This is a genomic window from Pseudomonas sp. MNR3A (genome assembly GCF_009650575.1).
In the GTDB taxonomy this organism is placed as follows: domain Bacteria; phylum Pseudomonadota; class Gammaproteobacteria; order Pseudomonadales; family Pseudomonadaceae; genus Aquipseudomonas; species Aquipseudomonas machongensis.
Genome location: NZ_VZZS01000004.1, coordinates 53,425 through 73,092, shown reverse-complemented (window position 1 = coordinate 73,092; position 19,668 = coordinate 53,425). Strand labels below are relative to the sequence as shown.

The window sequence follows — 19,668 nt, the reverse complement described above, 5'->3', positions numbered from 1 at the left end:
CCTTGAATGCGGTGAGTGCCCGGCCCACGCCTCGTAAGCGTGGGCCGGATTGAGGGCGTTAGTAGTCGATAGGGTCGCGCACGATCGGGCAGGTCATGCAGTGGCCGCCGCCGCGGCCTCGGCCCAGTTCACCGGCGCTGATGGTGATGACCTCGATCCCGGCCTTGCGCAGCAATGTGTTGGTGTAGGTGTTGCGGTCGTAGCCGATGACCACGCCTGGCTCCAGGGCCACCACGTTGTTGCCGTCATCCCATTGCTCGCGTTCGGCGGCGAAGCTGTTGCCGCCGGTCTCGACCACGCGCAGCTTCACCCCGAGCTGCTCGCCGACCACCTCGATGAACGACTTGTTTTCACGGCGCACATCCATGCCGTAGGGCTTGCTTTCGTCGGGGCGGATGATGAACGGGACGATCTCGCGTACCACTTCCGGGAAGACCGTGACCAGGTCGCGGTCGCAGAAGCTGAACACGGTGTCCAGGTGCATCGCGGCACGCGACTTGGGCAGGCCGGCGACGATGACCTTTTCCACTGCGCCCTTGGCGAACAGGTTCTGCGCCAGTTGGCCGATGGCCTGGCGCGAGGTGCGCTCGCCCATGCCGATGAGCACGATGCCCTTGCCGATCGGCATGACGTCGCCGCCTTCCAGGGTGGCGCTGCCGTGCTCCTTGTCAGGGTCGCCGTACCAGACCTGGAAGTCGGCGCCGGTGAATTCCTTGTGGAACTTGTACACGGCAGTGGTCAGCAAGGTTTCCTGGCGTCGTGCCGGCCAGTACATCGGGTTCAGCGTGACGCCGCCGTAGATCCAGCAGGTGGTGTCGCGGGTGAACTGGGTGTTGGGCAGGGGCGGCAGGATGAAGCTGGAGTGGCCGAGGTAGTCGTTGTACATCTTCACCACATCGGCGCCTTCGCTCTGCGGCAGGTCCTGGCCGGCCACGCCGCCGATCAGGAACTCGGCCAGGTGGCGCGGATCGAGGCCTTCGAGCCAGCTGCGCACTTCATTGGTCAGGCCAACGCCGACGGTATTGGGGGTGATCTTGCGATCGAGGATCCAGGCCAGAGCCTCCTTGTTCTGCACGATGTCGGTCAGCAGGTTGTGCATTTCCAGCACATCGACGCCGCGCTCGCGCATCTTGGTGACGAAGTCGAAATGGTCACGCTTGGCCTGGTCGACCCAGATCACATCGTCGAAGAGCAGTTCATCGCAGTTGCTGGGGGTCAGTCGCTTGTGCGCCAGTCCCGGGGCGCAGACCATCACCTTGCGTAGCTTGCCGGCTTCGGAGTGCACGCCGTATTTCTGTTTTTCCGTGGACATGATGATTCCTCCAATCATACGAAGACGTGGTCAAAGGGTCAGGAAGCCGTCGTACAGCCCGTAGGCCGCCACCAGGGCGCCGACGATCACAGCGGCGAAGATCAGTTTTTCCACGTTGGTGAAAATCGGTTGGCCGACCTCGCGCTTGGCCTTGGCGAACAGGATCGCGCCAGGGGCGTAGAGCAGGGCCGACAGCAGCAGGTACTTCACGCCTCCGGCATACAGCAGCCAGATCGCGTACAACAGGGCGATACCGCCGATGATCAGGTCCTTCTTGCGTTCGGCGAGGGCCTGTTCGTAGGTTTCGCTGCGCACCGCCAGCAGTACTGCGTAGGCCGCCGACCACAGGTAGGGCACCAGGATCATCGAGGTGGCGAGGTAGATCAGCGACAGGTAGGTGCTGTTGGAGAACAGGGTGATGACCAGGAAGATCTGCACCATGGCATTGGTCAGCCACAGGGCGTTGGCCGGCACCTGGTTGGCGTTCTCGCGGCGCAGGAACTCGGGCATGGTGTGGTCCTTGGCGGCGGCGAACATGATCTCTGCGCACAGCAGCACCCATGACAGCAGTGCCCCCAGCAGCGAGATGATCAGGCCGACGCTGATCAGCACCGCGCCCCAGTGACCGACCACATGCTCCAGCACCGCGGCCATCGACGGGTTCTGCAGCTTGGCCAGCTCCGGCTGGGTCATCACGCCCATCGACAGCACGTTGACCAGCACCAGGAACAGCAGCACGGTGATGAAACCGATGACCGTGGCCTTGCCCACGTCGGAGCGTTTTTCCGCCCGCGAGGAGAAGATGCTTGCGCCCTCGATGCCGATGAACACCCACACGGTGACCAGCATCATGTTGCGCACCTGATCCATCACGCTGCCGAGGTCGGGCGAGCCCAGGCCCCAGATGTCGGCGGTGAACACATCGAGTTTGAAGGCGAACAGGCAGATCAGTGCGAACAGCGCCAGTGGCACGACTTTGGCCACGGTGGTGACCAGGTTGATGAACGCCGCCTCCTTGATGCCGCGCAGGACCAGGAAGTGCACACCCCACAGCAGCAGCGATGCGCCGATCACTGCCGCCGGAGTATTGCCTTCACCGAAGACCGGGAAGAAGTACCCCAGGGTGCTGAACAGCAGGACGAAGTAGCCGACGTTGCCCAGCCAGGCACTGATCCAGTAGCCCCAGGCTGACGAGAAGCCCATGTAGTCGCCAAAGCCGGCCTTGGCATAGGCGTACACGCCACCATCGAGGTCGGGTTTGCGGTTGGCCAGGGTCTGGAACACGAAGGCCAGGGTGAGCATGCCGACGGCGGTGATGGCCCAGCCGATCAGCACGGCACCGACGCCTGCGCTGGCGGCCATGTTTTGCGGCAGGGAGAAGATCCCGCCACCAATCATCGAGCCCACGACAAGTGCAACTAATGCGCCGAGTTTAAGTTTTCCGGGAGAATCAGACATTTAACAACTCCATGCCAGGAGAAAGTTGACGACAGAATAAATCCCGCGCTGTAGTCATTCGCTGATGTGGATCAGTTCATGGCGCGACAGCGTGAGAAAATTCTTGCTCGGGTCTCCTGGAGAGTGCCGACGGCTTTGCTGCAAGCCTTGTGCGCTGGCACCTCCATGTACTTCTAGAGCAAACGCTCTGTTTGGCTCGCGAAATCTGAAGCTAGTCGTTTTTAGCGGTTTCGCAAATTTTTCACGTGTCATTCGACAGGGCGTCGCGAATTTGCGAGTTGCTCGACAATGTCCGTATTGACGGCGGTTGTCATATAGACAAATGCGTTATGAGTGCTATAGCTTTAATGGCGTTGATTAATAAACAAGCTGTAACATTTATATGTAATGGCCGTTATGTTTCATACAGGCGACAGGCGTAAGGGAGCTGCAGATGGGCGAACCGGTACATAAGCTTCGCCTGGGGGCGCTGATCGCCCTGGTGGTCGGTTCGATGATCGGCGGCGGGATCTTTTCATTGCCGCAGAACATGGCCGCCCGTGCCGATGTTGGCGCAGTACTGATCGGCTGGAGCATCACTGCGGTCGGCATGCTGGCGCTGGCCTTCGTGTTCCAGACCCTGGCCAACCGCAAGCCCGACCTGGATTCGGGCGTCTACGCCTACGCCAAGGCCGGCTTTGGCGACTACATGGGCTTCTCGTCGGCCTGGGGCTACTGGATCAGTGCCTGGCTGGGCAACGTCGGCTATTTCGTGCTGTTGTTCAGCACCCTGGGTTTCTACTTTCCCGTATTCGGTGAGGGCAATACGCCGATAGCCATCGGCTGCGCTTCGCTGTTGCTGTGGGCAGTGCATTTTCTGGTGCTGCGTGGCATCAAGGAAGCGACCTTCATCAACCAGGTCACCACGGTGGCCAAGGTCGTACCGCTGCTGATCTTCATCGTCATCGCGGCCTTCGCCTTCCGCGCGGATATCTTCACCCGCGATATCTGGGGGCTGGGCAACCCGAAGTTCGGCAGCGTCCTGGAGCAGGTGCGCAACATGATGCTGGTGACGGTGTTCGTGTTCATCGGCATCGAGGGCGCCAGTGTCTATTCCGGGCGTGCGCTGCACCGTTCGGATGTCGGCAAGGCCACGGTGATCGGCTTTCTCGGGGTGCTGGCGTTACTGGTGCTGGTCAACGTGCTGTCGCTGGGGGTGATGACCCAGCCTGAACTGGCGGGGTTGCAGAACCCGTCGCTGGCGTCGGTGCTGGAACATATCGTCGGGCCCTGGGGGGCGATGCTGATCAGCATCGGGTTGGCGGTTTCGTTGCTTGGGGCGCTGCTGTCATGGGCCTTGCTGTGTGCCGAGATTCTCTTCGCCACCGCTCGCGACAAGACCATGCCGCGTTTTCTGGCCAGGGAAAATGCCAATCATGTACCGGCCAATGCACTGTGGCTGACCAACAGCATGATCCAGGGGTTCCTGCTGATCACCCTGTTCTCGGCTGGCACCTATACCAGCCTGATCTACCTGGCGTCGTCGATGATCCTGGTGCCGTACTTCTGGTCGGCGGCCTATGCCGTGCTGCTGGCCTGGCGGGGCGATAGCTATGCCGGGCAGGCGGGGCTGCGGCGCAAGGATCTGGCCGTGGCGCTGCTGGCGCTGTTGTATGCGGTGTGGCTGCTGTATGCCGGGGGGCTCAAGTACCTGTTGCTGTCGGCCCTGCTCTATGCCCCGGGAGTGATCCTGTTCGCCCGGGCCAGGCACGAGCAGGGGCAGGCATTGTTCAGCCATTGGGAGAAGCTGATATTCGCGGCGGTACTCGTGGGCGCAGGAGTAGCGGCTTATGCGCTGTACTCGGGGGCGCTGAGTTTGTAAGTGGGTGGCGGTTGTTGCGACCTCATCGCGCGACAAGTCGCAGCGATGAGGCCACAACCGTCACCAACGCGCTTGAGCCGAACCCAGCTCGCAAGCCCCACGTGCCCAGTGCATCGACGCCTGCCCCACCTTCAACGGCCCCTTGATCCTTTGCGCGGGCCCCCAGGGCGTCTGCTCCAGATGCGGGTCGAGATCCTCCGGCGTTTCTGCTGCCAGGGGCAAGTCATCCGCCATCGTTCCATGCTCCACCAACAGCTTGGCGGTGCGAGCCAAGGACAGCCGTGCCCGGTAACCGGCGCCATGAGCCAGGCGCTGCTCCAGCCCGCGGATCGCTTCGGCTGCCATCAGGTACCCGGTTGCATGGTCGAGCGCCTGCACTGGCAAAGGTACAGGTCTGTCCGTTTGTTGCCAGCGCATGCCTTCGCGGGCGATGCCGCTGCTCATCTGCACCAGGCTGTCGAAGCCGCGGCGTGCTTGCCAGGGGCCGCTCCAGCCGTAGGCGTTGAGGCTTACATCGATCAGGCCTGGGTTGAGCTGGCGCCTGTGCTGCGCGCCAAAACCCAGATGCTCCAGTGCATCGGCGCGATAGCCATGCAGGAGAATGTCGGCCTCCCCCAGCAGCCGTTCGAACACCTCGCGGTCAGGCGTCGCACGCAAATCCAGGCGCGCACAGCGCTTGCCCAGGGTGACTTCGGCGACCACCGCCGGCTCATCCCAACCGAATGGGTCGATGTGCAGCACTTCGGCGCCGAAGGCGGCCAGCAAGCGGCTGGCGGTGGGGCCAGCGAGGATACGCGTCAGATCCAGCACCTTGATACCGGCCAGCGGACGTGTTTCACAGCCTTGCCAGGCCAATGGCGCTGCCGCGTCGAACTGCTCGCGCAGCACCAAGGGCTCCTTGTTCACTGCCTGCCCCTGCGGGTGTTCGCACCATTGCGCCCAACTGCGCATCTTCGCCGCACAGCCTCCGGCTTCGACCACGGCGCTTTCCAGCGCCTCACCGTCCCAGCGCAGGACCTGGGCCGCGACCGCCTGGCGATCGGCGGGGCTACCCAGCACGCCGAGTGCGGCCTGACGATGATGGGGGGCGTTGGTGTGCAGGCGAATCCAGCCATCGCGGGTGGGATAGTCACCGGCGACGGCGTCCCACAGGGGAGGGGGCTGCCAGCCATGTGGGCGCAGGCTGGTGGCGAACCAGAACGAGGCCAGGCGCCGATCGATGCTGACCAGCGGGCAGTTGTCGGTCTGGCGCTGCAGCAGGCTGGCCAGTGCCAGCCCGGCAGCGGCCATGCTCGCGGCGGCCAGGTCGGTGACGGCAAACGTCGAGGGCAGCCCACCAACGCCGTGCCAGCGCAGGGCGGCGTGGTCGAGGTCAAGTTCACGGACGATGGTGTCGAGCAACTGGGGCATGCAGGATCCTCCTTGGTGGATCCTATTGCAGTACATCCCGCGCTGGGATGCAAATGCTCAGCGTTGCAGTTGGGCGGGCAGTGGCGCGGTGGGTTGTTCGGGGCGCGACCAGATCCACAGGTTGCCCAGGGTCATGCCGGCGATGGCAAGAAACACTGGCCAGTGGTGCTCGAGCATGGTGAGCATCAACCCTGCGCACAGCAGCATGCTGATGGTCGCGCTGACCTTGGCGCGGCGCTGGATCACCTTGCCGTTGCGCCAGTTCCACAGGATCGGTCCGAACAGCCGGTGGTTTTCCAGCCAGGCGGACAGGCGCGGAGAGCTGCGGGTTGCGGCCCAGGCGGCCAGGAGGATGAACTCGGTGGTGGGCAGGCCGGGAATGACGATGGCGACCAGACCTATCCCGAGGCTGACATAAGCCAGGATCGCATACAGCAGGCGGGACAGTCGGGAGCGGGCAAGTCGGGTCATGGTCTCACTGCAAAGCGGTCCGGCCACCCGAATGGTGGCCGGCAGGTGCGTCTCAGGCCAGCGCCGCATCCGTGGCGTAGGCGTGCTTGAGCAGCTCGGTGAAGCGCTCGAAGGCCGCGACTGCGCCACGCTCGGCGGCAGCGTCCTCTTCGGCCGACAGTTCCAGGCTGTCGAGGATGCGCGTGAACTGTTTCCAGCCCTCTGCACGACCACCGGCGGGCTCGCCCAGGTGACGGGCGCCGAAGCTGTCGGACAGGTCCAGGGCCACGGCACGCTTGATCAGGAACGCGGCGCCCAGTTTGGAGCCTTCGGAGACGAAGATCCAGCCCAGGGCTTCGCCCAGGCTTGGTTTGACCAGGGCGCCTGCGACCGGGGCCGGTACTTCGGTGTTCAGGTCGGCCAGGTCCAGGCGCGCCTGTTCGGCCCGGCAACGCTCGGCCAGGTCAGGGACGATGGCGATCAGTGCCGGGTCGGTGTACAGCGCCTGCAGTTCGGACTGGAACAGGTACTGGGCGACGACGAAGCGGGCGAAGCTCTCGCGGCTGTCGAACGGCGCGTGCGACTTGACCAGAGCGTCCAGCTCGGTGTGCGGTGCGTGAGTGACCTGGTTCAGGCGTTGCGAGCGCAGGGCGGCGCGCTCGGAGGTGTGGCTGGTCATGGGGGCATCCTTGGGAAATGGGGCTGTCTAGGTACAAGACGAAAGAGAAGACGCAGGACAGTAAAAAAACCTCACCTGGGAGTGGGAGGCATTTGTGTTCGGGAGGAGGTTGCGGGAGCGGCACAAGGCCGCCCCCGCGGGTACCGGGATCAGATATCCCAGACCACATTGATGGCGAAGTTGCGTCCCGGCATGGTCAGGCGGTCGAGGTTGGCCGGCTGGGTCACCGCCGCCTCGCCAAGGCCGTCGTAGCCGCGCACGTCATCCCACTGCCAGTACTTCTTGTCGGTGAGGTTGTAGAGGCCTGCGTTGACGGTCACATCCTCGGTCACCTTGTAGAAACCGGTCAGGTCGAGCACGCCGTAGCCCGGCGTGCGGAACTGCGAGCTGGCGCCATCCGGGGCGAAGAAGGTGCTGTCGTCGACGCGGGTCTTGCGCTTGACCAGTGTCCAGCTGAGCAGGCCGCCGTAGTTCTGCTGCTCGTAGCCCAGGCCCATCACCGCGGTCAGCGGGTTGACGCTGTTCAGCGGCTGGCCATTGTCGTCGTTGCGGCCATGGGCATAGGCCAGCGAGCCTTGGGTGTAGAGGCCTTGCGGCGCGCCGAAGTGATCGAGGTTCAGGCGGCCCTTGAACTCGGCACCCTTGATGGTCGCGTGCTTGATGTTGTTGGCCTGGAAGGTCGAGCCCAGGTTGGCCGACTGCACGGCGTCTTCGTTGATGAAGTCGCGGTACTTGTTGTAGAACACCGCCACGTCGAAGTTGCCGGCCTCGAAGTTGCCGCGCACGCCCGTCTCGTAGCTCTTGCTCTTTTCAGGCTCGAGGTTGGGGTTGGGTTCGACGCTGTAGCCCAGGGTCGGGTTGTCGAAGCGCCCGTACATGGCCTTTGCGGTCGGGGTACGGAAACCCTCGGCGTACTGGCCGTACCAGGTGTAGTTGTCGTTGAAGGCATAGGTGACGCCGAACTTGGGCGAGACGCGGTGCCATTTCTTGTCGCCGTCATCGACGCTGGACGGCGCTGCGCCGGTGCCCTGGATGCCACGCAGGAATTCTGCGGTCATCTTCGGTTCCATGCGGGTGTAGTCGTAACGCGCACCCGGCAGGAAGGTCCAGTTGTTCCAGCGGATCTCGTCCTGGGCGAACAGGCTGTAGGTGTTGATGGTCGGGTCCGGGAAGTCGCTGACCAGCGCCTGGCTATCGCTCACGCTGTTCTGGCCGATGGCGCGGCAGGTGCCACCGATGTTCAGGCAGGTGCCGGTGCCGCTGCGCGAGCCGGTGACCTTTTCGTGCTTGAGGGTGGTGCCGTAGGTGAGCAGGTGATCGGTCTCACCGATGCTGAAGGCCTTGTCGAACTGACCATCGAACACCCATTGGCGATCCTTGTAGGTGGTCTGGCGATCACGGAACACCTGGCGACCGGAGGCGAAATAGAGTTCGTCGGTGCGCTGGTCGGTCTTGGCGATCTGGTAGTTGAGGCTCCACTTCACGTGGTCTGCGACCAGGCTGTCGAGGCCGAATTCGTGGTTGATGCCGAAGCGCTCGCGGGTGACGGTGTCATTGCCTTCACGCATCCGATACATGTTCGACGCACCACGGCCAGGGATGAACGGGCCGCCCACCGCGCTGAGGATGTTCTGGTCGCGGTCGTCCTTGTAGTGCTCGTAGGTGAAGCCCAGGCGCGCGTCGTCTGCGTAGTTCCAGCCCAGCTTGGCCAGTACGTTGGTGGTGCGCACGTCTTCCGGGTTGGCTTCGGTGCGGCCAAGGCCGGTGCCGCCGTGGCCACCGTAGGATTCGGTCTCGTGGCCGTTGCGCTGGCTCAGGTGCAGCAGGCCGTCGAAGTCGCCCTGGCGGCCAGCGACGGTGGCGGAGGTCAGCCAGCTTTCGTCGGCCGAGCTGTAGCCGGTCTTCAGGCGCGCGCCCACGTCCTTGCCAGGCTTGATGATGTCGTCCGGGTCGAGGGTGTAGTAGCTCACCGCGCCGCCGATGGCGTTGCTGCCGTACAGCACCGAGGCCGGACCACGCAGGATCTCGACGCGCTTGACGATTTCGGGGTCGACGTAGTTGCGCTGGGTCTGGGCGTAGGGGCCGTAGAAGAAGCTGTCGGGGATCGATACGCCATCGACCTGGGTGAGGATTCGCTCTCCGTCGATGCCACGGATGTTGTAGCCGTTCAGGCCGCTGCGCTGGCCGACACCGCCAACCGAGACACCCGGCTCGTAGCGCACCAGTTGCTTGATGTCGTTGACGTTCTGGCGGTCCAGTTGCTCGCGGGTCTGCACACTGACGGTGCTCGGTACCTGACTCACGTCCTGGGCGCTGCGGGTGGCGCTGACGGTCAGCTGTTGCAGGGCAATGGCGTTGCCTGCGGTCTGGCGCTCGAGCACGACGTTGCCGTTGCCGATCTTGCGAAAGCCCAGGCCTGTGCCGTGCAGCAGTTTCTGCAGTGCCGCTTCCGGCGCCAGTGCCCCTTGCACGCCCGGCGAAGCCACGCCCTCGGCCAGATCGGCGGAGAAGCCGACCTGCCAGCCGGTGACTTCACTGAACGCGTTGATCGCCGAGACCAGTGGTTGCTGGGCGATGGCGAAGCGATAGTCGCCCATCCGCGGGCTGGCGGCCTGCGCCGGCTCTGCTGCCAGCGCCGGCAGGCTGCAGGCGCCGCTGGCCAGCAGGGCCAGGGTCAGCAGGGACAGTTGTCCCATGCGTCGGGAAGAGGGGGAAGGGCGGGTTGGACCTGAGGACATCGGAAGCGCTCCCTGTCGCGCGAACTGTTATAGGTGAGTGCAGTTCTTGTTTTCGAACAAGAATCAATTGCATTGGCTATAACGAGACGGGCGTGGGATGGGAGTCGCGTAAAAATAATTGGTGGGAGCAACTGTCTTGCTCAAAAATCTCAGGTCTGCCCACTCCCTGTGGGAGCGGCGCCACTCAGTTGAGAATCACCACCGCCGGGTATTCGTGCAACTGCGCCGAGGTGATATGGGCCAGGGCTCGCAGGGTCTCCAGAGGCTGGTCCAGGCGGTAGTTGCCGGTAACGGCCACCTGTTCCAGATGGTCGTTGCGGTTGATGATCCAGCCCGGGTAGTAGCGGCGCAGTTCGGCGAGCACCTGGCTCAACGGGCAGTTCTCGAACACCAGGCGGCCATCGATCCAGGCCAGTTCCTTGTGCAGGTCGGCGCGCTGGCGCTGACCGAAACCGTCTGGCCCGACGCTGATGCTGTCTCCGGCGCTCAGGCGGATGCGCTGGTCGCTGGCGGCCTGCAGGTCGACGTCGCCGCGCTGCACACGTACCTGCGCCTGGCCATCGAGGTAGCGTACGGCGAAGTTGGTGTCGCGCACCTGTGCACGCAAGGGGCCGGCCTGGACTTCAAGCGGTGGCTGGTTGCCGCCGGGCACTTCGAAATAGGCCTCGCCCTGCAACAGCCGTGCAACCTGGCGCCCGTCGCGCTGGTCGCTGGCAAAGGCCGAGTTGGTGTTGAGCAGCACCTTGGCGCCATCGTCCAGCTGCAGGCGCTGGCGTTCGCCGACCACGGTCAGGTGATCGGCCTGCAGGCGCACCGGCAGGTTGCCGAAGGTGAACAGCCCGACCAGCAGCACGGCTGCGGTGGCCAGTGGTTTCCAGTGGCGGCGCAGGCGTCCGCGCAGCGAGGTGCGGCGCTGTTGGTGCAGATCGCCCGCCAGATGGCGCAGGGCGGCGCCATTCCACAGCGCCTCGGCTTCGACATAGGCTTCGGCGTTCTGTTCGGCAGCGCCCAGCCAGGCTTCGAAGTCCTGGGTGTCCTGCTCGGTGGGGCATTGCAGGCGGATCAACCAGTCCTGCGCTTCGTCCATGGCACGGGCGCGGGCATCTGGCTCGGCGGGCGATGGGCGAGGGGCAGGGTTGCTCACGGGGGATCCTTGCATGGCGTTTTTTGCAGATGATCGGCGCTGTGGACAGGCATGGCAAGAGCCAGGACCTGCCCAGGTGGCGAGCGGTCGCTCACTTGAGGCGATCGGCTACACCCATGCAGATCGCCATGATCAGCTTCAGTTCCTTCTGCACGGTGCTGGCCGAGACCTGCAACTGCTCGGCGATTTCCAGGTAGCTGGCACCGTGCAGGCGGCTGAGGATGAAGATGCGCTGCTGGCGTGCGGTGAGCTGGCCGAGGCTGACGCTAAGGCGCTTGAGCAGTTGCTCGGCATGCACCGCATCCTCGCTGTTGCCCAGCGGCGCGGCGACATTGTGCAGCACCTGCTCGGGCACGTCGTCGACCAGTGTGCGTGACTGCACGCGACGCGCGCGCAAGTGGTCGAGGGCAAGGTTGCGGGCGGTCTGGAACACGAAGGGTTCGAGGTGTTCGATAGGCCGCTCGCCCAGCGCACGGGTAACCCGCAGGTAGGTTTCCTGCAGCAGGTCTTCCGCCGTGCTGGGGTTGCCGACCATGCGCTGCAAGGTGCGCAGCAGGGTGAGGCGCTGGGTGAGGAAGACAGAGTTGAACCGGGACTGACTCACGGGGAAACCTGGCCGATGAGGGGTGAATGATAATGCTTATCATCCATGCGTCAGGTCAAGCAGAGAAATGTCATGAAGGGGTAAAGGTGGGGCCGCCAGGCAGCCCCAAGGCCTTTTCATTGTGCCCGGGACAGCGCCAGGCAGTTGTCCAGCATGCGGTTGGAGAAGCCCCACTCGTTGTCGTACCAGGCCAGCACCTTGAGCATGCGGCCGTTGGCGCGGGTGTGGTTGGCATCGAAGATCGACGACAGCGGGTTGTGGTTGAAGTCGCACGAGACCAGCGGCAGGCTGTTGTAGCCGAGCACGCGCGAATGGCGGCTGGCTTCGAGGAACAAGCGGTTGACCTCGTCGGCACTGGCTTCGCGCTTGAGGTTGACGGTCAGGTCGACCAGCGACACGTTGATCACCGGCACCCGTACCGCCATGCCGGTGAGCTTGCCGGCCAGTTCCGGCAGCACCAGGCCCACGGCTTCGGCGGCGCCAGTCTTGCTCGGGATCATCGATTGGGTGGCCGAGCGGGCCCGGTAGGGGTCGCTGTGGTAGACGTCGGTCAGCACCTGGTCGTTGGTGTAGGCGTGGATGGTGGTCATCAGCCCCTGCTCGATGCCGAACTCACGCTGCAGCACCTGGGCGATCGGCGCCAGGCAGTTGGTGGTGCACGAGGCGTTGGAGATGACTTGGTGCGAGGCGCGCAGCACGTCGTGGTTGACGCCATACACCACGGTAGCATCGGCGCCCTTGGCCGGCGCCGAGATGATCACCTTGCCGGCGCCAGCGGTGATATGGGCCGCCGCCTTGGCGCGGTCGGTGAACAGCCCGGTGCATTCGAACACCACATCGATGGCTTCGGCTTTCCAGGGCAGTTCGGCGGGGTTGCGGATGGCGCTGACGGCGATGCGATCGCCGTTGACCGTCAGGCTTTCATGATCGGCCTCGACGGTGGCATCGAAGGTGCCATGTACGCTGTCGTACTTGAGCAGGTGGGCATTCATCGCGCTGTCGCCCAGGTCGTTGATGGCGACGACCTGCAGGTCCTGGCGGTAGCCTTGGGTATAGAGTGCGCGCAGGACGTTGCGTCCGATGCGGCCGAATCCGTTGATCGCGATGCGAAGGGTCATTGGCATTACCTCTGGCAGTTCGGGTGAAGCCTGTGGCACAAAATGGGATGAGGCTTCACTGAAACGGTTTTGTTATTGGAATTACAAGATTATTCACTCCAAGATAGAAAACAAGCATTTTTAGTGGCAATATTTTGGTAAACCTACAACGAGTGATCGAGCCTTCCACGCCAACGACCTTTCCGGCCCCTGCCTTGAGCCTAGGTCGCAATCGTTTGGAGTGGAAATGCCGGTTCAGGTCGCCCTTACACATAGCCTGGAGTCCAGTACATGCATCCGCGCATCCTTGAGGTCACCGCAAGGCTGACCGAACGCAGCCGTGCCACCCGTGAACGCTACCTTGAGCTCATTCGCGGCGCGGCCAGCGACGGCCCGATGCGCGCCAGCCTGCAGTGCGCCAACTTCGCCCACGGCGTGGCCGGTTGCGGCAGCCAGGACAAGCACAGCCTGCGGATGATGAACGCTGCCAACGTGGCCATCGTCTCTGCCTACAACGACATGCTCTCGGCGCACCAGCCGTACCAGCACTTCCCCGAACAGATCAAACAGGCGCTGCGCGATATCGGCTCGGTCGGCCAGTTCGCCGGTGGCGTACCGGCCATGTGCGATGGCGTGACCCAGGGTGAACCTGGCATGGAGCTGGCGATCGCCAGCCGCGAAGTGATCGCCATGTCCACGGCCATCGCCCTGTCGCACAACATGTTCGATGCCGCGCTGATGCTGGGCATCTGCGACAAGATCGTGCCCGGCCTGATGATGGGTGCGTTGCGCTTCGGCCACCTGCCGACCATCTTCGTGCCTGGCGGGCCGATGCCTTCGGGCATCTCCAACAAGGAAAAGGCCGACGTGCGCCAGCGCTACGCCGAGGGCAAGGCCAGCCGCGAGGAGTTGCTGGAGTCGGAGATGAAGTCCTACCACAGCCCCGGCACCTGCACCTTCTACGGCACCGCCAACACCAACCAGCTGGTGATGGAAGTCATGGGCCTGCACCTGCCGGGCGCCTCGTTCGTCAACCCCTACACCCCATTGCGCGATGCGCTGACCGCCGAGGCGGCGCAGCAGGTCACGCGCATGACCAAGGCCAGCGGCAGCTTCATGCCGTTGGGCGAGATCGTCGACGAGAAGGCGCTGGTCAACTCCATCGTCGCTCTGCACGCCACCGGCGGCTCGACCAACCACACCCTGCATATCCCGGCGATTGCCCAGGCTGCCGGGATCCAGCTGACCTGGCAGGACATGGCCGACCTCTCCGAGGTGGTGCCGACGCTGTCTCACGTCTATCCCAACGGCAAGGCCGACATCAACCACTTCCAGGCCGCAGGCGGCATGAGCTTCCTGATCCGCGAACTGCTCGACGCCGGGCTGCTGCACGAGGACGTCAATACCGTGGCCGGCCAAGGTCTGCGCCGCTACACCCAGGAACCGTTCCTCGACGACGGCAAGCTGGTGTGGCGCGAAGGGCCGCAGCACAGCCTGGACGAAAGCATCCTGCGCCCGGTCGCCCGGCCATTCTCGGCCGAGGGCGGGTTGCGGGTGATGGAAGGCAACCTGGGGCGCGGGGTGATGAAAGTCTCTGCCGTGGCGCCGGAACATCAGGTGGTCGAGGCTCCGGCGCGAGTCTTCCACGATCAGCAGTCGCTGGCCGATGCCTTCAAGGCTGGCGAGTTGGAGCGCGATTTCGTCGCCGTGGTGCGCTTCCAGGGCCCGCGCTGCAACGGCATGCCCGAGCTGCACAAGCTCACGCCGTTCCTCGGTGTGCTGCAGGACCGCGGCTACAAGGTCGCGCTGGTCACCGACGGACGCATGTCCGGTGCTTCGGGCAAGATCCCGGCGGCGATCCACGTGTGCCCCGAAGCCTATGACGGCGGCCCGCTGGCACGGGTGCGCGATGGTGATATCGTGCGCGTCGACGGTGTCGAAGGCACGCTGCAACTGATGGTGTCGGCCGAGGAACTGGCCAGTCGCGATCAGCCTGATGCACCCCAGGGTAATGACCTGGGGTGCGGGCGCGAGCTGTTCGGCTTCATGCGCGTCGCGTTCAGCCCGGCAGAGCAGGGCGCCAGCGCCTTTACCTCTGCCCTGGAGCGTTTCAAATGAAGGCCTCGCTGGTCGGTGACATCGGCGGTACCAACGCCCGCTTTGCCCTGTGGCGTGACAATGACCTGCACGCGGTGCAGGTGCTGGCGACGGCGGACTATTCCAGCCCCGAGCAGGCTATCGAGGCCTATCTCAAGGACCAGGGCCTCGAACGTGGCGACGTCTCGGACGTGTGCCTGTCGGTGGCAGGCCCTGTCGATGGCGACGAATTTCGCTTCACCAACAATCATTGGCGCCTGAGCCGCTCGACCTTCTGCAAGGTGCTGCAGGTCGAGCGCCTGGCGCTGATCAATGACTTTTCCGCCATGGCGCTGGGCATGACCCGCCTCAAGCCTGGCGAGTTCGTCGAGGTGTGCCCCGGTCAGGCGGACGCCGCGCGCCCGGCGCTGGTCATCGGTGCGGGCACCGGCCTTGGTGTTGGCACCTTGCTGAGCCTTGGCGAGCAGCACTGGATGGCGCTACCGGGCGAGGGCGGGCATGTCGACCTGCCGGTGGGCAATGCCCGTGAGGCGGCGATCCACCAGCAGATCCACAGCCAGATCGGCCATGTCAGCGCCGAGACCGTTCTCAGTGGTGGTGGGCTGGTGCGGCTGTACCAGGCGATCTGTGCGCTGGATGGCGCTACACCCCGTCACAAGACCCCTGCGCAGATCACCGATGCTGCGCTGGGCGGCGAACCGCAGGCCCTGGCGGTGATCGAACAGTTCTCACGCTTTCTCGGGCGTGTAGCGGGTAACAATGTGCTGACCCTGGGCGCGCGCGGTGGGGTCTATATTGTTGGCGGTGTGGTGCCGCGCTTCGCCGAGCTGTTCCTGCGCAGCGGGTTCGCGGCAAGCTTTGCCGACAAGGGCTGCATGAGCGGCTACTTCCCGGGTGTGCCGGTGTGGCTGGTGACGGCGGAGTTTTCCGGGTTGCTTGGAGCCGGTGTGGCCTTGCAGCAGATGCTGGACCACTGAAGGTCGGTTGTGCTGCCATTCGCGGACAAGCCCGTTTCCACAAGGCACTGTGGGAGCGGGCTTGCCCGCGAATGGCCTCGACACCGATAGAATGTCGCCACAACAGGCATCAAGACCTGTAACGACCAAAGGGAATTCATTGTGAGCACTGCCGGTAAAACCATCCTGATGGTCGACGACGATCAGGACATTCGCGAGTTGCTGCAGACCTACCTCAGCCGCTCCGGCCTCCAGGTCCATGCCGAACCCGACGGCCAGGGCTTTCGCCGCGCGCTGGATGCCGGCAACTACGACCTGGTGATCCTCGACGTGATGCTGCCTGACGAGGACGGCTTCAGCCTGTGTCGCTGGGTGCGTCAGCATCCGCGTCAGTCGCGGGTGCCGATCATCATGCTCACCGCCAGCTCCGATGAAGCCGACCGTGTCATCGGCCTGGAACTGGGCGCCGACGATTACCTGGGCAAACCTTTCAGCCCGCGCGAACTGCAGGCGCGAATCAAGGCCCTGCTGCGTCGCTGCGACTTCACCACGGCCACCCCTGCCAGCGCGGTGCTTACCTTCGAAGATTGGCGCCTGGATACGGTCAGCCATCGTCTGTTCCACCGCGATGGCGAAGAAGTGATTCTCTCCGGTGCCGACTTCGCCCTGCTCAAGCTGTTTCTCGACCATCCCCAGCAGATCCTCGACCGCGACACCATTGGCAATGCCACCCGCGGGCGTGAGCCGATGCCGCTGGACCGCATCGTCGACATGGCGGTGAGCCGCCTGCGCCAGCGCCTGCGTGATACCGACAAGCCGCCGCGGCTGATCCGCACCGTGCGCGGCAGCGGCTACCTGCTTGCCGCGAATGTCAGCTGTGCCGGCTGAGCAGGCTGTCGAGCGCCGCTGGCGCCTGCTGCCGCGCTCGTTGCTCGGGCGCATGCTGCTGCTCACCTTGCTGGTGGTGCTGATCGCCCAGGGGCTGTCGAGCGTGATCTGGGTCGCCCAGCTGCGGGCCAGCCAGTTGCAGGGCCTGCGCGCCAGCGCCAGCAGCCTTGCGCACTCGATGAGCGCCAGCGTCAGCTACTTCCGCTCCCTGCCGGTGGCCTACCGGCCGATGGTGCTCGACCAGCTGCGCAGCATGGGCGGTACGCGCTTTTTCGTCTCGCTCAACGAAAAGCCGCTGGACATGCCGGTGCTGCCCATCACCCCGCGCAAGCAAGCGGTGATCGAGGTGTTCCAGCAGGTGCTGCACGAACGCCTGGGCCAGCAGATGGAAATCTCCGTCGAGTTCGTTAGCCCCGACGACCTGCGCATCTTCAACAGCGGCCTGAAGCTCGACGAGCTGCCGCGTTCCTGGGCCCACTACGCGTTGACCCTCGAACCGCTCAATCCGCCGGTGCTGGTCACCCAGATCCGCCTGGACGAAGGCGAGTGGCTGTACATCGCCTCGCTGCTGCCCGAGCCCTATACCGGTCTTGAACCCGAGCGTCTGCCGCGCCAGCAGATCGGCTTCATCGCCCTGACCACCCTGTTGCTGCTGTTGTTCATCGGCTTGCTGGTGCACTGGCAGAGCTGGCCGCTCAAGCGCCTGGCGCGGGCAGCGCGGGAGATGTCACTGGGGGCCGACGTGCCGCCGGTGGCCGAAGGTGGCGGCAGCGAGGTGGTCGAGGTAGGGCGCGCGTTCAATGCCATGCGTGAGCGTATCAGCCGCTACCTGACCGAACGCTCGCAGCTGTTCAGCGCCATCTCCCACGACCTGCGCACGCCGATCACCCGCCTGCGCCTGCGGGTGGAACTGCTCGAAGACGAGCACCTGCAAGCCAAGTTCAGCCGCGATCTCGACGAGCTGGAGCTGCTGGTCAAGGGCGCTTTGCAGTGCGTGAAAGATACCGACATCCACGAGAACATCGAACCGATCGACCTCAACCAGGTGCTGGAAATCCTCGCCGAACCCTACCTGCGTGATGGTCGAATCACGGTCGAAGGGCGTGTGCTGGCGCCTTATCCGGGCAAGCCACTGGCCTTGCGGCGCTGCATCGGCAACCTGATCGATAACGCCATCAAGTACGGCGAGCGTGCGCACCTGCGCATCATCGACAACGCCGAGGCCTTCGTGCTGCAGGTCGACGACCAGGGCCCCGGCGTGCCGGAGCAGCGTCTGGAGCAGGTGTTCGAGCCGCATTTTCGTCTGGCGGGGCAGCAGCAGGGGTATGGGCTGGGGCTGGGGATTGCGCGTAACATCGCCCACAGCCATGGCGGTGAGGTGAGTTTGTTGAACCTGCGTGAGGGTGGGTTGCGTGTGACCTTGTTCCTGCCCCGGAATATCGATTGATTGGGCCAGCCCTATCGCGGGACAAGCCCGCTACCACAGGGAGCTGTGGGAGCGGGCTTGTCCCGCGATGAGGCCACTGAAATTGTCACGGTACGGTGACATTCACACAGGCCTTCGTGACATGCCCGCCGGGACGGCTGGCTAGAATTCGCTGACGACAGGCACCCGGCCTGTCCCTGGCAAGGATTGAGCAGGTGATGGACAGCGTCGATTTCCCTTTCTGCAGTTGGCTCGACTCCCCGGTTCACAACGCCTGGCTGGTCGCCGAGGGCCAGCGCCTGGTGACCTTCGCCAAGGCCTCGCGCCTGCCTGGCGGTTTTGGCAGCCTCGATGCCCAGGGCCGACTGCCCGACGGCGCAATCGCCGAAACCCTGCACACTGCGCGCATGACCCATTGCTTCGCCATGGCGCATGTGCAGGGCATCCCTGGCTGCCTGCCGCTGGTGGAGCACGGTGTCGCGGCACTGCTCGCAGGATCGCTGCGCGATGCGCGGCATGATGGCTGGTTCGCCCGCGCCGATGGCGAGGGCGATACCGGCAAGACCGCCTACCTGCATGCCTTCGTCACCTTGGCCGCCAGTTCCGCGGTGGTCGCCGGCGCACCTGGCGCCGAGCAGTTGCTCGGGGCGGCCGTCGCGGTCATCGAGACGCGCTTCTGGAGCGAGGAAGAGGGCGCCCTGCGCGAGTCCTTCGCCCATGACTGGACGCAGCCGGAAGCCTACCGTGGCGCCAACAGCAACATGCACGCCACCGAGGCCTTCCTCGCCCTGGCCGATGTCACCGGCCACACGCACTGGCTCGACCGCGCCCTGCGCATCGTCGAGCGGATCATCCATACCCATGCCGCGGCTAACGGCTTCGGTGTCATCGAGCATTTCGACGTGCAGTGGCAGGCACTGCACGACTACAACCACGACAACCCCACCGACGGTTTTCGCCCCTACGGCACCACACCCGGCCATGCCTTCGAGTGGGCACGCTTGGTTCTCCACCTGGAAGCCGCGCGCCAGCGCGCCGGTCTGCCCGCCCCGCAGTGGCTGCTGGACGACGCGCGGGGGCTGTTCGCCAATGCCTGCCGTCACGCCTGGCACGCTGATGGCGCGCCGGGCATCGTCTACACCCTCGATTGGCAGAACCGGCCAGTAGTGCGGGCGCGCCTGCACTGGACCCACGCCGAAGCCTGTGCGACGGCTGCAGCGTTGCTGCGTCGTACCGGGGAAGGTGAATACGAGCAGTGGTACCGGCGTTTCTGGGACTTCATCGACAGCCATTTCATCGATCCCGTCCACGGCAGCTGGCACCATGAGCTGGACCCGCAGAACCGCCCTGGCGCAAGCATCTGGGGCGGCAAGCCCGATCTTTACCACGCCTACCAGGCGGTGCTCCTGCCGCGCCTGCCGTTGGCACCCAGCCTGGCCACTGCGCTGGCCCTGGGCAATGTAACCAAGTGATGACATTCGCGCATCGCTTCGTTACCTGCCCTGGTCTGCGCGCTCATTAGACTCCATGCAACGCAAGCGAACGACT

Annotated in this window: 15 protein-coding genes; 6 read left to right on the top strand and 9 right to left on the bottom strand. The window is 64.4% G+C overall.

Translation table 11 applies throughout. From position 1 onward, the window contains the following. Window positions 1–58: 58 nt before the first annotated feature. Together arcA and arcD (F6X62_RS02950) are read right to left on the bottom strand one after the other, a co-directional pair. Window positions 59–1,312, bottom strand: a complete 1,254-nt coding sequence (arcA, locus tag F6X62_RS02955; RefSeq protein WP_054895516.1) for an arginine deiminase — start codon at window positions 1,310–1,312, stop codon at window positions 59–61. 30 nt (window positions 1,313–1,342) lie between these two features. Further along, window positions 1,343–2,770, bottom strand: coding sequence for an arginine-ornithine antiporter (gene arcD / locus F6X62_RS02950; RefSeq protein ID WP_054925695.1), 1,428 nt, complete (start codon window positions 2,768–2,770; stop codon window positions 1,343–1,345). A 433-nt stretch (window positions 2,771–3,203) separates the two neighbouring features. On the opposite strand from arcD (F6X62_RS02950), the gene arcD (F6X62_RS02945) reads away from it, so the two are divergent. Beyond that, window positions 3,204–4,631 carry an arginine-ornithine antiporter gene (gene arcD / locus F6X62_RS02945; protein ID WP_153772650.1) on the top strand — a complete coding sequence of 476 codons (1,428 nt, stop codon included), beginning with the start codon at window positions 3,204–3,206 and terminating at the stop codon, window positions 4,629–4,631. 60 nt (window positions 4,632–4,691) lie between these two features. On the opposite strand, the gene F6X62_RS02940 is transcribed toward arcD (F6X62_RS02945), so the two are convergent. The 7 genes from F6X62_RS02940 to gap form a co-directional block, all read right to left on the bottom strand. Continuing rightward, complete coding sequence (locus F6X62_RS02940) at window positions 4,692–6,041, bottom strand: CoA transferase (RefSeq protein ID WP_153772649.1); 1,350 nt, start codon at window positions 6,039–6,041, stop codon at window positions 4,692–4,694. Window positions 6,042–6,098: 57 nt separating this feature from the next. Then, window positions 6,099–6,512: a YbaN family protein gene (locus F6X62_RS02935; protein WP_054895168.1), complete on the bottom strand. Its 414-nt coding sequence runs from the start codon at window positions 6,510–6,512 to the stop codon at window positions 6,099–6,101. 52 nt (window positions 6,513–6,564) lie between these two features. Next, complete coding sequence (locus F6X62_RS02930; RefSeq protein ID WP_151925712.1) at window positions 6,565–7,170, bottom strand: biliverdin-producing heme oxygenase; 606 nt, start codon at window positions 7,168–7,170, stop codon at window positions 6,565–6,567. A gap of 149 nt (window positions 7,171–7,319) precedes the next feature. Next, the gene (locus tag F6X62_RS02925) at window positions 7,320–9,908 is read right to left on the bottom strand and encodes a TonB-dependent receptor (protein WP_153772648.1); all 2,589 of its coding nucleotides are present in this window, start codon (window positions 9,906–9,908) and stop codon (window positions 7,320–7,322) included. A 184-nt stretch (window positions 9,909–10,092) separates the two neighbouring features. Next, window positions 10,093–10,995, bottom strand: a complete 903-nt coding sequence (locus F6X62_RS02920) for a FecR domain-containing protein (protein ID WP_231100319.1) — start codon at window positions 10,993–10,995, stop codon at window positions 10,093–10,095. 148 nt (window positions 10,996–11,143) lie between these two features. Further along, on the bottom strand, window positions 11,144–11,656 hold the full coding sequence (locus F6X62_RS02915) for an RNA polymerase sigma factor (RefSeq protein ID WP_054895146.1): 513 nt from the start codon (window positions 11,654–11,656) through the stop codon (window positions 11,144–11,146). Between the two features lie 116 nt (window positions 11,657–11,772). Beyond that, window positions 11,773–12,774 carry a type I glyceraldehyde-3-phosphate dehydrogenase gene (gene gap / locus F6X62_RS02910; RefSeq protein WP_153772647.1) on the bottom strand — a complete coding sequence of 334 codons (1,002 nt, stop codon included), beginning with the start codon at window positions 12,772–12,774 and terminating at the stop codon, window positions 11,773–11,775. 270 nt (window positions 12,775–13,044) lie between these two features. Between gap and edd the strand changes: the two genes are divergently transcribed. From edd to F6X62_RS02885, 5 genes are all read left to right on the top strand, one after another. Continuing rightward, window positions 13,045–14,871 (top strand): phosphogluconate dehydratase, encoded by a 1,827-nt coding sequence (gene edd, locus F6X62_RS02905; RefSeq protein ID WP_153772646.1) that lies wholly within the window; start codon window positions 13,045–13,047, stop codon window positions 14,869–14,871. After that, window positions 14,868–15,827, top strand: a complete 960-nt coding sequence (locus tag F6X62_RS02900) for a glucokinase (RefSeq protein WP_153772645.1) — start codon at window positions 14,868–14,870, stop codon at window positions 15,825–15,827. Before edd ends, F6X62_RS02900 begins: the two co-directional genes overlap by 4 nt. Before the next feature lie 168 nt (window positions 15,828–15,995). Then, window positions 15,996–16,694 carry a response regulator transcription factor gene (locus F6X62_RS02895; RefSeq protein ID WP_232233528.1) on the top strand — a complete coding sequence of 233 codons (699 nt, stop codon included), beginning with the start codon at window positions 15,996–15,998 and terminating at the stop codon, window positions 16,692–16,694. Then, complete coding sequence (locus tag F6X62_RS02890; RefSeq protein ID WP_112897536.1) at window positions 16,675–18,141, top strand: ATP-binding protein; 1,467 nt, start codon at window positions 16,675–16,677, stop codon at window positions 18,139–18,141. Before F6X62_RS02895 ends, F6X62_RS02890 begins: the two co-directional genes overlap by 20 nt. Before the next feature lie 197 nt (window positions 18,142–18,338). Next, a complete protein-coding gene (locus tag F6X62_RS02885; protein ID WP_153772644.1) occupies window positions 18,339–19,592 on the top strand; it encodes an AGE family epimerase/isomerase in 1,254 nt (417 codons plus the stop codon). Window positions 19,593–19,668: the final 76 nt, after the last annotated feature.

Bases quoted from the DNA above. Each gene is read 5' to 3' on its own strand.
- F6X62_RS02930 (WP_151925712.1), bottom strand. From the start codon at position 7,170: ATGACCAGCCACACCTCCGAGCGCGCCGCCCTGCGCTCGCAACGCCTG.
- edd (WP_153772646.1), top strand. From the start codon at position 13,045: ATGCATCCGCGCATCCTTGAGGTCACCGCAAGGCTGACCGAACGCAGC.
- F6X62_RS02900 (WP_153772645.1), top strand. From the start codon at position 14,868: ATGAAGGCCTCGCTGGTCGGTGACATCGGCGGTACCAACGCCCGCTTT.
- arcA (WP_054895516.1), bottom strand. From the start codon at position 1,312: ATGTCCACGGAAAAACAGAAATACGGCGTGCACTCCGAAGCCGGCAAG.
- arcD (WP_153772650.1), top strand. From the start codon at position 3,204: ATGGGCGAACCGGTACATAAGCTTCGCCTGGGGGCGCTGATCGCCCTG.
- gap (WP_153772647.1), bottom strand. From the start codon at position 12,774: ATGACCCTTCGCATCGCGATCAACGGATTCGGCCGCATCGGACGCAAC.
- F6X62_RS02885 (WP_153772644.1), top strand. From the start codon at position 18,339: ATGGACAGCGTCGATTTCCCTTTCTGCAGTTGGCTCGACTCCCCGGTT.
- arcD (WP_054925695.1), bottom strand. From the start codon at position 2,770: ATGTCTGATTCTCCCGGAAAACTTAAACTCGGCGCATTAGTTGCACTT.
- F6X62_RS02935 (WP_054895168.1), bottom strand. From the start codon at position 6,512: ATGACCCGACTTGCCCGCTCCCGACTGTCCCGCCTGCTGTATGCGATC.
- F6X62_RS02920 (WP_231100319.1), bottom strand. From the start codon at position 10,995: ATGGACGAAGCGCAGGACTGGTTGATCCGCCTGCAATGCCCCACCGAG.
- F6X62_RS02895 (WP_232233528.1), top strand. From the start codon at position 15,996: ATGGTCGACGACGATCAGGACATTCGCGAGTTGCTGCAGACCTACCTC.
- F6X62_RS02925 (WP_153772648.1), bottom strand. From the start codon at position 9,908: ATGTCCTCAGGTCCAACCCGCCCTTCCCCCTCTTCCCGACGCATGGGA.
- F6X62_RS02940 (WP_153772649.1), bottom strand. From the start codon at position 6,041: ATGCCCCAGTTGCTCGACACCATCGTCCGTGAACTTGACCTCGACCAC.
- F6X62_RS02890 (WP_112897536.1), top strand. From the start codon at position 16,675: ATGTCAGCTGTGCCGGCTGAGCAGGCTGTCGAGCGCCGCTGGCGCCTG.